7 protein-coding genes and 2 tRNA genes are annotated in these 13,052 nt (G+C 60.0%); all 9 read right to left on the bottom strand.

Going from position 1 to position 13,052, the window contains the following annotated elements:
* Positions 1 to 196: 196 nt before the first annotated feature.
* Positions 197 to 5,056, bottom strand: coding sequence for an FG-GAP-like repeat-containing protein (locus VMY05_04260; GenBank protein ID HUV30291.1), 4,860 nt, complete (start codon positions 5,054 to 5,056; stop codon positions 197 to 199).
* Between the two features lie 593 nt (positions 5,057 to 5,649).
* Positions 5,650 to 5,721: transfer RNA gene (locus tag VMY05_04255), tRNA-Cys, on the bottom strand.
* Between the two features lie 9 nt (positions 5,722 to 5,730).
* A tRNA-Gly gene (locus VMY05_04250) sits at positions 5,731 to 5,803 on the bottom strand.
* A gap of 75 nt (positions 5,804 to 5,878) precedes the next feature.
* Positions 5,879 to 7,762: a hypothetical protein gene (locus VMY05_04245; protein ID HUV30290.1), complete on the bottom strand. Its 1,884-nt coding sequence runs from the start codon at positions 7,760 to 7,762 to the stop codon at positions 5,879 to 5,881.
* On the bottom strand, positions 7,759 to 9,261 hold the full coding sequence (glgA, locus tag VMY05_04240; protein HUV30289.1) for a glycogen synthase GlgA: 1,503 nt from the start codon (positions 9,259 to 9,261) through the stop codon (positions 7,759 to 7,761). Before glgA ends, VMY05_04245 begins: the two co-directional genes overlap by 4 nt.
* Entirely contained in the window at positions 9,251 to 10,297 is a 1,047-nt protein-coding gene (gene galT / locus VMY05_04235; protein ID HUV30288.1) for a galactose-1-phosphate uridylyltransferase, read from the bottom strand. Before galT ends, glgA begins: the two co-directional genes overlap by 11 nt.
* A 112-nt stretch (positions 10,298 to 10,409) precedes the next feature.
* Entirely contained in the window at positions 10,410 to 11,678 is a 1,269-nt protein-coding gene (locus VMY05_04230; protein ID HUV30287.1) for a putative sugar nucleotidyl transferase, read from the bottom strand.
* A gap of 125 nt (positions 11,679 to 11,803) precedes the next feature.
* A complete protein-coding gene (locus VMY05_04225) occupies positions 11,804 to 12,364 on the bottom strand; it encodes a DJ-1 family glyoxalase III (protein ID HUV30286.1) in 561 nt (186 codons plus the stop codon).
* Between the two features lie 39 nt (positions 12,365 to 12,403).
* A complete protein-coding gene (locus VMY05_04220; GenBank protein ID HUV30285.1) occupies positions 12,404 to 12,967 on the bottom strand; it encodes a flavodoxin domain-containing protein in 564 nt (187 codons plus the stop codon).
* Positions 12,968 to 13,052: the final 85 nt, after the last annotated feature.

Genomic DNA, 13,052 nt, shown 5'->3' with positions numbered 1-13,052 from the left:
TCGTTGCCTGCGTGAGACGGGCAGAATCGAAGGTGTGCAGGTAGTTCCCCTAACACTCACAAAATACCCCCCCCCACAATTGTGTCAAGGAGATTCGCAAATCCCTGACACCGAACACAATACGCCACCCCCGAAACCTCGAGGGTGGCGTTACAACTCACTAACCCGTACCACCAATGACGGTGGTGCGGTTATCCTATTGACACGGTGCCGGAATGGCAGTCGCGTCGATAAACAGGTACCTGATCAGCGCCGTCAGATCGCCGATGTCGACCGTGCCGTTCGCATCGCCGTCGATGTTCCCTTCTTCCGGACAGTCCGGCTCCTGCTGGGAGATGAACAGGTAGTCGATCAGGGCCGTAAGGTCGCCGATATCCGGGTCCTCGGCCTCGCTGCCGTCAACGTTGCCCGTCAGACCCATGCAGCAACGGTTGATAAGGACGGCGAATTTACTGTCGCTCACAGTGACAAGATCCACTGCGCCGTCATTGTCTACGTCCGCGGCGCAGAGAAACCAGGCATCGTCACCGCACGTGTAGGCTGATGGTTCCGCAAAGGTTCCGTCACCGTTGTTCAGAAGAACCGAGGCGGCAGCGGCGCCAAAGGGCGTGGCCGCCAGGTCAAGGTGACCATCGCCGTTCAAGTCACCAGCGACAAGTGAGAACACATTGGGACCGACCGGGTAAGTATAGAGGGCGCCGAACGTGCCGTCACCGTTGTTGGCACGGACCACCACCGCTCCGTCTGTAGTCATGTGGGCAGTGGCCAGGTCCTGATCGCCGTCACCATCAAGGTCCGCAGCTATAATGTGATCGGGATCATCCCCCATCCAGTTCGCATCGTGCTGCGAAAACGTGCCGTCCCCTGCGTTAAGCAGCGCAACGAACCAGCCATTGGTGGTGGACGCCGCCAGGTCAAAGTCTCCGTCATTATCAAGGTCCGCCGAACAGACGGCCCAGGGATACGTGCCGGCCGGACTTATGGGAAACGTACGCGTATATGCAAAAGCTCCGGTGCCGTCATTGAACAGCACTGAAAGGCTGTCCCACGGCCCCGCGGCTGCGATGTCATGGTCCCCGTCGCCGTCCAAGTCAGCCGCACAGAGTTTCCACGCCCCTACGGGGTAGATCTGCAGCGAGCCGAAGGTGCCGTCACCGTTGTTTTTTAGAACCGAGACGCCGGTGCCACCGTCCTCGGCTGTGGCCACATCGATATCTCCGTCGCCGTCGAAGTCTGCGGCGATCACCGAATACGGATTTTTGCCGACATCGTAGGCCACCGGGGGCCCGTACGTGCCGTCACCGTTGTTCAGTGCCACTACGGCATAGCGGTAGGAACGATGGGTAACGGCCAGGTCAGGATATGTATCACCGTTGAAGTCGGCTGCATATACGCAACCAATCTCGTACCCGGTAATGGCATACGTCGAATCAAGGTCAAACATACCGTCACTGCTGTCGACGACCGCGGTGAACGTCCACGCATAGGCATCTGCCAGCGGAATCCCGAGGGAGGAATGAACCTTGCGGGTCACGACGACCGTCACCTGTTCGCCGTGGTCGAAGTCGATCACGGGGTCCAGGGTCACGGTGAGGTCCGGCTGGTAGAATGATCTGCTCCACTCGTGCGGGCCGCTGCACGAGCCGTTTAGCGTGATGTTGGCATCGCTCATGTCCAACCAGTCCATGTCCATGTCAAAGCGGATCGTAATCGACGAGTCGAGACCGATATTGAGCGCATTCTGCGCCGGCGTAGCGCTCACAACGTGCGGCACCGCCGCGTACTGGTTGAACATGACTACGATGTCACTCGACATTTGGCAGGCCACCGCCAGGTCCATGTCCCCGTCGCCGTCGAGATCGGCGGGATCTACGCACATCGGCCCCTCTGACTGAACCGGATAGGCCACATAGGGTGCAAAAGTACCGTCTCCGTTATTGAGAAGTACGGATATATCTTCCGTATTCGGGCAGGAGGCGGTGAGGTCGAGGTCTCCGTCACCGTCAACGTCGGCCGCGGTCACTGACCACGGCATTTCGCTGACCGGGTAATCCACGTGCACCGCGAACATGCTGTCGCCCTGGTTTATCAGCACCGAGACGGTCCAGGACCACAGGCAGGCAACGGCGAGGTCAGCCAGACCGTCGGCGTTGAAATCACCGGTCGTGACGGCCACCGGTCGGTCATCGACCGGGTAGTCCATGGGGTAGCTGAACAGCCCACCGCCCCAGTTCCACTGGACAGTGACGTCGTTGTCATCAGTATTGGCCGTGGCGATATCCAGATTACCGTCGTTGTCCAGGTCGGCCACCGTCACGCCGTCCGGACGCAGACCCACCTGCACCGGGTAGCCGAAGGCGAACGTGCCGTCACCGTTGTTCAGCGAGACTCGAACCTCATCTGTACTGTGGTCTCCCGTCACGAGGTCTATATCTCCGTCCCCGTCGATATCACCATGGGCGATACAGACGCCCCATGCGGCCGTCGGGTAGGAAGCGACCGGCGCAAAGGTGCCGTCACTGTTGTTCAGCAGCACCGACACGCTGTCCCTTTGCCGGGGGACGGCTATGTCGAGGTCCCCGTCGGCGTCCAGGTCAGCCACCGTGATCCCGGTTGGGTCCTGGCCGGCGTAGTAATTCGCGTGCGGCCCGAAAGTCCCCGTCCCGTCGTTTAACAGCACCGAAACCGTGTCCGTTGCGTTGCACGTCGCGAGGTCCATGTCGCCGTCACCGTCGAGGTCCGCCGCCGCGACGTGCTGCGGGACGACGGCCATGTGCGGACCGAGCGAGTACGCCGAATCCGTGACAAAAGTGGCAAAGCCGTCCACCACCGCAACCCTGAATGACCAGGCGTAACTGCTGTCCAGCGGCATCCCCACGGCCGACTCGATACCGGTGGTCAGCACGACCGACACCTCTTCGCCGTCGGCAAAATCGACCGAGGGATTGAAGGTGACCGTATGGGTCAGGGAGTTATAGCCAAACGTGCCCGGATGCAGACCGGTCTGATCGCCGTGCACCACGAAGGTCGAGTTGGTGAAAGTGGATTCGTCCATGTCGGCGTTGAACCTGACCCAGATGTTGGTGTAAGGTACGACGTTCAGTTCGTTTTGCGCCGGGGTAACCGTCAGGATCTCAGGCGCCATGCCGCTGGCAAACTGAACGCGGGCACGAACGAGCACATCCTTGTCCGTCCAGTTGGAGTAACTCGAGCCGTCGCCAGAGAAGAACGACTGACCGGACACCGGCTCGCGGTAAGTATACGGTATGGCGTAATCGTCCGGTCCCCAGGCGCCGTCAACCAGGAAGGTCTGACCCGTCGTAACGGTCAGCGGTGACGACAGCGTGATTTCATGATACCGGTCGTTCGGATAGTTGGGGAACGTGCCCGTCGTCGTCGAGTTCAGGCCGCTCGGTGAACCCGACACTATGTCGTCGAAAATCCGCACGCTGTATCCGACCGGCGTGCCTTCATGCGCCCCGAGTTGCACCGACGTCACCAGACCGTCCGTGAATGACGTAAAACGCACCGCGCCGTACATGACCTGCGGGCTGGCGGACCCCCAGCTTCGCATATTGCTGTGGTGGTGATAGGCCAGCGTATACCCGTACAGGCTGCGCTGGGTCAGCGTAACCGACACGTCGGACCCGGCACCGTAGGCGAAGTTCGTCGCCACGGCGGCGGTAAACTCGCCGAAGACGTCCTTGGCGCTGGGGTAGGTAACGTCGGAGAACTCGGTGTTGTTGGTTGAGCCCGGGTAGAAGTCGCCCGCGTCCATGTAGCTGGTCTTGTGGTCGATCTGGTCAAGGCCGTCGGCTTCCTCGAGGTCGACCAGCCGGAAGTTGTCTACCGAGTTGTCGTAGCAGACGTCCTCGTTAACGTGCCAGATCAGCACACCTTCGCCGGCAAAGTCCACGTCAAAACCGGTTTGGGTACGGTTTTCCAGCAGGAAGTACCGCGTACCCTGGTAAGCGTCCTCCCAAAGCCGGTAGACCATGGGGTCGGTCTCGACGGGCGGAATATCCCGCACCCAGGTGTGGATGACGGTCTTGGGTATGACCCAGCCCATGTCGACCTTGCACCAGGCGCTCGGGTGCGTGGGGTGGTGCTCGGTGTCCACACTCCAGTCTACCCCCCAGTTTCCGGAACCCATCAGGCAGTACGTGCCCACGCCGTACGAACTGTTGTCAGAGTCGTACAGGTCCGGCAATCCCAGCACGTGGCCGAACTCGTGGCAAAAAGTGCCGATCGGCCGGATCTGGTTGAGCGTCCCGGCACCCTTCTCCCCTCCCTGGATAGTGTAGAGATCGATTTCGATATTGCCGCCGCCGTAGCGCGCGTCGTTGGTCGTATAGGGAGCCCCCGCTCCATATTGAAGATTCCACTTGTGTGCCCACAGGTTGTCGTTGTCACCGGCCGCGGCGTCGCCGTCGGGGAAGATCACAATCAGCGCGTCCACAAAGCCGTCGTCGTCGCCGGAGTTGGGTATGCCGTCGGGACCGTCGTTATCATACTGGGAGAAATCAATGGTAGGGTCGCCGACGCCCAGGATGCTGTAAATGAACCCGGAGGCATTGGTGGGAAAATCGACGCCGAAGCCGTTATCGTCCTGCACGTAATACGCCTGTGTCTGGGCTGCCGTGAATGGCCCGTAGACGGTACCCGTCACGTTGAACTCACCGTACGAAACTTCATCGAAGTAGTCGGCCATACTCCCGGTCGGATTGAAGCCGAACAGTTGCTCCCAAAACTGTCCGGCCGTGAAAATATGGGCGTTGTTGGAGTACGACCCCATCACGACCGGAATGTTAAACGTCACCGTCGCCGGGCGATACACGGCGTCGGTTTCTGCGGCCAGCTCCTTTTCCCGTTTGATCTCGCGCAGGCGGGTCGCGATGCTGGACACACCATACGTCTCTGAAATCACTTTCTGGGCTTCAATGACGTGCTGAGGGAATTGGACTCCCTTGACCGGCGGTGTTACGGCCGATGTCGGCGACGTCAGCAAGCAGAACAGCACTGTCGCGGTTACTACCGCGAGGCCCTTTTGAAACATGACTTCCTCCTCCTGCAGGCCACGGAGCCTGCAAGTCTTCCGGTTTCTCCACAACGACCCCCGGCAATCTTGAGGCCGGCGATGGTTGAGCCGGCCCGATATGGCCTGGCTGAGGAATCCGACTGTTATCTCCAAGTTGTTTCTGTTCGGTGCCCGGTCGCAGCGGCCGGTCAGACAGGTCCGGAATAATTCACTTGAGGCACCCGGACCCGGGCGAACGCAAGAATTCGAAATGACAATGATCTCTGCGTGACTGCGCCCATAGCGATGATGAGGTAAGAGGGTGCGAGATTCCTGAATACGGAGTCTGCGCGCGGACCTATACCTAATACCATCCTCTTACGCTGGCAATACCTGCCGCCGATCCGCTCACGGGGGCAGCAACCGACCATGCTGGCGAGAACTCATCGTCTGATAAAAATATACGTCTTAGCCCATATTCTGTCAAGTAGTTTTGGCCGTGCCAGTATATAGCACGGTCAGACTGACGATCACAGACATTCGTCAGCAAGCCCTGATACAGCCGAATACAGGAAGACACAACAAGTTACGGCGGGAGGGAAGATCGCTCAGGCGCCGGGGGCATCAAGAAAAGGCGGCACCCGGATTCGAACCGGGGAATAAAGGTTTTGCAGACCTCTGCCTTACCACTTGGCTATGCCGCCTAATAAAAAAGCGGGAAACGAGACTCGAACTCGCGACAGCCACCTTGGCAAGGTGGTGCTCTACCAACTGAGCTATTCCCGCTTGTAAAGATGCTGCCATGGCAACACGTCTGAAATATATATCGGCCGGTGACTTTGTCAACCCCATAGTATCATTTCACGGGCGACGGACGGGACGCCCAAGCGACTGCGCCGCAATGGAATCCAGGCGCGGCAGGTACCAGGGGACAAGCTTCTGCAGCCAGCGACGGTGTATGACGGCCCGGCGCGTGTCCCCTCTGGAGATCGAAAAGAGGTACAGCTCGCGGTGCGCTTCGTAGACCAGAGAATCCTGTTGCAGGATCGAGTTCAGGATTGGCTCCACCAGGTTGTCCTGGCGCAGTACCAGGAGGCTGAACGCTTTCTGATAAAGCAGATTCGTGTTGTACGGCTCCGGCGACACCTGGAGCGCCCGGTCGTAATACCGGAGGGCTGCCCGCTGGTCGCCGCGTACGTGCGCCTCCAGCCCCAGCTTGAAGTTCTCGACGTACTCCAGTGGATAGGTCGGTACGATCTCGCCTTCAACGGGCCGGACCCGTTTGAATGCGCTCGACATGATGCCTCTGGAAGAGACTTCCGGATTCTGGTAGTACCAGGCAACCGTCCGATACGACGAAAGAAACTGAGAGTACAGCAGGAGCGCTTTTTCAGCAGGCGCGGACGGCTTGATCCCGGTCGAGAATATGATATAGTCCGGCGCTCGCTCGAGCAGATAGCGGGAGTTGTGCTTTTGCTCTTTCCACGTAGTCTGCATGCCCTCGATCGGCTTCTCGGAATAGCGGGCAATCGTCGAATCGGTCAATCCGAGCATGTCGATGATCTGATGCCCGATCAATTCATAGCCGAATATCCCGATCGTTCCGAGCGCCACGGAGAAGTTCGTGGCATCGGCCTTTTTCATTTCACGAGCCTTATACTGCATCTTGGCCGTAAACGCCTTCTCCTGAAAATTGTAGTACTCGACGAATCCTCGCGGCAGCCAGTATGTAAGGGCAAGCAGCGGGACCATCACGAGGCACAGGACGACGCGGCGGTTGCGTCCGCGCAGGCGATGCGTCACCAACGCCACCGGGAGCAAGGTCAGTACGGCCACCGTGCCTGTCACCGGCAGGAAGAAACGGTGCACTTTGAGCACATCACCGCCGATGAGCACGACGTACGCGCTGTATATGACGGTGTACAACCATACCGCTTTCGCCTCGGCGTGCAGCCGGCGCCAGAAGATCAGCGGCACGGCCAGACTGACCCCGTAAAACCCGTAGTGGGACAGAAATCTTCCGGTATATTCCAGTCCGTTCGAGAGCTGCGTGAAATCGAAGCTCGTCTTGGCGTAAAACGGGTTGGGCAAGATCGAACCGTAATAGAGCAGTTTGAAAGCGACGTACGGCACCAGCAGCAGCAGCGCGATACCCGACGAGACAATCGTGTACAACGGCAGCTTCTTCAGCTGTACGAACTCAATCAGGATGAGCAGCCCGGCCAGCATCGCGCCCTCGGGCCGCAGCAGCACCGCGTACGCAAGGGAAGCTGTCAGCAGCCAACTCTGCTTCAGGTACAGGTACAGCGACAACACGGCGCAGAAGGCGAAAGCCGCGGTTTCCAGACCCGCCGGTGACCAGTAGGCCAGCGACTGGTTCAGCCCGACCAGGTATGCTGCGCCAACGGCAAACCATCGCTGTCGCTCACCGAAGACCAGGCGCGCCGTCAGGTAGCCGACGAGTATGATCCCCCAGCCGAGCAGAAACCCGGTGATCTTCGAGACGAGCAGGTAATCCGCCCCCATCGCACCCCACAGAAGGAGGTAGGCGACCCAGCCGAAATTCGTGTAGCCTTCAACGTGCTCGCCCACATTGTAGACGAGACCATCACCGTTCACGTAGTTGGCTACGTACCGGTAGGAGATGTAGGCGTCGTCCTGGTAGAAATCGAAGTGGTAGGCAAACCCGGCGTAGACCGCAAGCGCGGGCGCGAGCAACAGCAGTACTATCAGGTGTTTTTTCAAGGCACCGCCCTGTTTGCCGGTCCCCGACTGATCACCTCTTCAAAAAGCTCGGCGTATTTTACGGCCGAGCGCTGCCATGAGAAATCCTGGCGCATGCCGGCCTTCATGAGCTTCATCCAGACGCGGCGACCGGTGAACAGCGTAAGGGCACGCCGGACCGCCTCCAAAAACGCCTCCGCACTGTAGTCCCGGAACACGAACCCGGTTCCCTCGCCCGTTTTCGGGTCATAGTCCGCCACCGTATCGGCCAGACCGCCGACGGCGCGGACCACCGGCACCGTCCCGTAGCGCAGGGAGTACATCTGGTTAAGCCCGCAGGGTTCGTAGCGTGACGGCATCAGGAACATATCAGCCCCGGCCTCTATCCAGTGGGCCAGGGTATCATCGAACCTCAGATACGCCTTCAGCTTGTCCGGGTACTTCTGCTCCAGCTTTGCGAGCAGCCGGTGGTATTTCTCATCCCCGGTTCCGAGCACGATCATCTGTAAATCCATGGCAAAAAGCCGCTCGGCGGTATCGGCTATCAGGTCCCATCCCTTCTGGTCCGCCAGGCGGGAAATCATACCGATCAACGGCGTCCTGTCCCGCACGGGAAGCTGCGCCCTGCCCAGCAACTCCACCCTGGTCATACGCTTGCCGGAGAGGTTGCTGATACCGTACCGGTGCGGGATCTTCTTGTCGCGTGACGGTGACCAGATAGTCAAGTCGACGCCGTTGAGTATGCCGTGAAGGACTTCACTCCGCTCCTTCAGCACACCCTCGAGACCCCGACCGAACTCCGCCGAGGACCGGATCTCCGCCGCGTAGCGCGGTGACACCGTGGTGACGGCATCCGCAAGCACGATACCGGCCTTGAGAAAGTTCAGTTTGCCGAAGAACTCGAACGGGCCGGTGACCGCATAGTTGTACTCCTCAGGCAAACCCAGCAACGGGAACCGCTCGCTGGCAAACGTCCCCTGGTAACCGAGGTTATGAACGGTGAGTACGGTCCGTACGCCGCCGAGGATCGGGTCACGGGCATAGACTGTCTTCAGATAAGCAGGTATCAGGGCCGCCTGCCAGTCATGCACGTGAATGATATCCGGTCTGAATTCCAGATGTCTGACCAGTTCGAGCGTGGCTCGGTTGAAGTACGCAAACCGTTCGTCGTTGTCGGCGTAGTCCTTGCCCGTCCGAGGATTACGGTAGAGTTCCGATCGGTTGAAGTAGTGATCGTCGCGGATGAAGAAGTATTCCGGACCGGTCCGGGCATCGCGATAGCTCTCGGCGCCTGCCCTGACCTGGCGTCCCTCGAAGGAAATCGTGGTTGTCCAGTCAAGCGGCCGGAGCTGCCGCGTGCCGGGATCCATCGTGCCGTACCGCGGCAGGCAGACTTTGACCTCGTGGCCCAGTCTGGCAAGCGCCTGGGGCAGCGCCCCGAGCACGTCACCCAGCCCGCCGGTTCGCGCGAACGGCGCGACTTCCGACGAGACAAGAAGGATCCTGCGTTTAGCCGCCATCACCTGACAACTTCGACCGCTGTAGCCGGGCCTGCCCGCTGGTGTCGATATTGCGCAGGAACTCGGCGGCCTCCTCGGGAAGCGTGGGATTGATGTAGAAACCGGATCCCCATTCAAAACCGGCTACCTTGGTCAGCTTTGGAATCAGTTCGAAATGCCAGTGAAAGAACTCGTGATATTCTTGCGACGTCGGGCGCGTATGCAGAATGAAATTAAACGGCGGGTTGTGCAGGGCCAGCTTGAGCCGCCGCAGCGTGTCGCGCAGACACTCGGCCAGCGTCAGGTACTCAGCATCGGACATCTCCAGGTAGCTGGACTGATGCGTCTTGGGAATGATACAGGTTTCAAACGGGAAGCGCGACGCAAACGGCTCAAACGTGATGAAGGCGTCGTAATCTTTGACAATACGCTCCTGGTCGTTGATTTCCTGGCGGATAATATCACAGAATATACAGCGCTCCTTGAAACCGTAATACCACTTGGCCCCTTCAATCTTCTCGGCCACCCGCTTGGGCACGATCGGCGTGGCAATGAGCTGGCTGTGCGAGTGCTCCAGCGAGGCGCCGGCAACTTCGCCGTGGTTCTTGAAAACAAGAATGTACTTGAAGCGGATATCGCGCTCCAGATCGGTCATGCGCTCCCGGTAGGCCCACAGCACGTCCCGCACCTCTTCGGGCGTCATCTCGTCCATGTCACGCGCGTGCACGGGCGTTTCAATGATGACCTCGTGAGCGCCGATCCCGTTCATGCGGTCGTACATTCCGGCCGGCTCACGGTTGAGCTCACCCTCCACCACCAGGGCCGGGTACTTGTTCGAGGTTACACGCAGGCGCCACCCCGGTCCGTTCGGCTCCGAGTGCGGCTGGCGGTACGCCATGACCTCCGGGGGCGTGGCGTTCTCATTGCCCGGGCAGAACGGACACATCACGGCGTTGTTCGTCCTGGTCACCGAAGCGAATGACGAGGGCCGGCGGCCGCGTTCGGTCGAAATGATGACCCAGCGGCCGATGACGGGATCTTTTCTCAACTCAGGCATCTGTGCCTCTCCGGTAGTGACAGATAATAGCAACCGTGATATCGCTTGTCAACACCGGCCTTCACTTCCCGGCGGGGCGCGGCCGCACCCCGGGCCGACATCGCCTCGCCGCTCAAAAGACCACGATTCCCTCCGTGTCCACCGCCTCGTCCGACACGGACTTCAACTGCTTGATTTCAGCCTCGGCCAGGGTGTGATCGCGCCGCGCGCATGTTCGCCGCGCCGTTTCAACGGCCTTGTCAAAGCGGTACCTGCGCCAGCGGTCAGGACCGCCCCACGAGAAGGACGGTACCTCCCTGTCCGCAACCAGCGAGCCGCCGTAAACATTACAGCATATCCCTATGCTGATGCCGGTGTTAAGCAGTGTACCGATTCCGAACTTGGTGTGGTCACCGATAAACGACCCCACCTTGATGGAGCCGGTGTCGACCGCCTCGCCCGCCACCGTGACAGTGATGTTGGAGTAATTGTTCTTCAGGTCGGAGTTGGTTGTCATAGCACCGAAGTTCACCCATGAACCGACGTAGCTGTGACCGATAAACCCGGCGTGGTACTTGTTCACGTACGACTGGAAGACCGTTTCTTCGATTTCCCCTCCGACCCGGCAGGTGTGACCGATCGAGGAGGCGGTAATCCGGCCCGGCAGTACTACCGAGTTGGGACCGATATAGCACGGCCCGTAGACGGCGGCGTGAGATTCGACCCGCGTGTTCATACCGATATACACGGGACCCTTGGAGGCGTCGATCACCGCCCCCGGCATCACCCGGGCCTGGTCGCCGATGAAAATGCGCGTCCTGTTGACCAGCCACGCCCCTTCGTGCACAACGGCCGACGACGGCGGGAACGAGGACGAGAGAAAGTCGAAATCCTGTTCCAGCCGGGCTTCAATGTCCTCGACCAGGTTCCATGGATACTGGTACAGGGTAGCCGTAGTTTCAAAATCGGCCATGTTGGAACGCTGCGCTCGATACAGGTCAACAAACTCCTTCTGCGTGACGATCGGCGGCAACACCTCTACGGATTCAGACTTGAACAGAACCGCGATCGTTTCACCCCGGTTGATGAACACGGTGGACAGCCGCGTTCCCGGAATGAGCGCCGCAAGGTTGCCGAAGTCGCGGACCCGGCCGTTGAGAAACAGCACGTCCCCTTCTCCCCGCTTGACGATGTTGACCGGGAGGTCGCGCACCCGGCCCGCTACCAGCGGGGCCAGCGAATTGCGCGCGATGAGACAAAACTCCGCGCCGTCAAAATGCCGGTGAGCGCGCTCGAACAACGGTACGATGCCGGCGCGCAGCAGGTACACAGGTCGCAGAAAGGTAAGCGGGTAGAACTGTGCAAACCTGTCGTCCTCGTAAATACAGACCTTCAGAGGCATGACTCCTGTTGATTCCCGTCAAAGTTGTTTACTGCGACCTTATCGGTCAAACGGTCGGGACTTTTACCTGGCGCGTCCCGTACCGCCGCTTCCCGCAACTCCCGCCCGGTCGTCATCATTCCGCGTCAGTAGGTGATCCGCCACCGCTGCGCCATTCCATCAGGGATTTCAGCACCGACCAGGTACCCGGCCACAGCCAGGGCGAAGGGCAGGGCCGCACCCGGACCCATGCCGGTTATGATGTTGCCGTCGACCGTCACTACCTGATCAGTGACCACCGCTCCGTATGCGGCCAGCTTGTTGCTGAAGTCGGGGTAACCGGTGGCTTTTCGGCCGTCCAGGATCCCGGCCGCCTCGGCCAGAACAAGAGCCGGTGAGGCGCATATGGCACATACGAGCTTGCCCGCGTCGTTATGAGCATGCACCTGCTTGACGACCCCGGGATGGGCGGCAAGACGCTCGGCGTTGTCCACCCCGCCCGGAAGTACCAGGGCATCGTACAGGCCGTCGATGCGGTCCAGCGTTGTATCAGGTACAATCGTGCTGCCGTACGCCCCCTTGACCGGCCCTTTTTCCAGGCCGGCGATGGTGACTTCCACATCGGCCCGCGTAAGCACGTCGACCGGCACCACGGTTTCCATGTCCTCATAACCGTTTGCCACTATCACGAGAACTCGTTTTGCCACCGCTGTCCTTTCTTCAGAATATTCGCAAACCGCGCCACCCTATCTGGCAAAGGTGACCGGTTCGCCGAGTTTCACGGCCAGCCGGGCGATGTTGGCGCCATGATGCCGCGCGGCCACCAGCGGCTCCTCGGCCAGTTCTTTCTGCTCCAGATTCGGCCCGGCGGACCGTCCGTAGGGACCCCATTGCAGACCGCCCTGGGGATATCCGGGAGTATGCTTGGGCAGCGGCACGACGACAAGGCCCAGTTCGGCCAGGTTGCTTATCATGGAGAGCATAGCCATCTCGCAGCCGCCCCCGGCACTGCCGTACCCGCTGCCGGTGGCAAACACACCGCCGACCCGGCCGGACAGCGCGTCTTTCATCCACAGGCCGCCGCACACCTCGTCTATGAACTTCTTCACGTGCCAGTCCATCGAACCCATATGCGTCGGCGAACCAATTACGAGAGCATCGGCGGCGGTCACGTCGATCGCAGTGGCCTCCTCGGTGGTCTTGATCACGGCCTCGGCGTCAGCTATGGTGCCGACACCCTTGGCAGCGGCCTCGGCCATTTTTTTGGTGTTGCCGTAATCCGACCAGTACACTATCAGCACTCTGGTCATCGTTTACCCTTTCGTTTGGCTCTAAACAGCGATCTCGGGATTTGCGGCGCGAACGACCGAAAAGACCGCTCACGGTCATCGTCCG

This window comes from Acidobacteriota bacterium, from assembly GCA_035529075.1.
Lineage (GTDB): Bacteria > Zixibacteria > MSB-5A5 > GN15 > FEB-12 > DATKXK01.
Note: the sequence above shows the minus strand (reverse complement) of the source record. Positions and strands in the feature narration are given on the sequence as shown.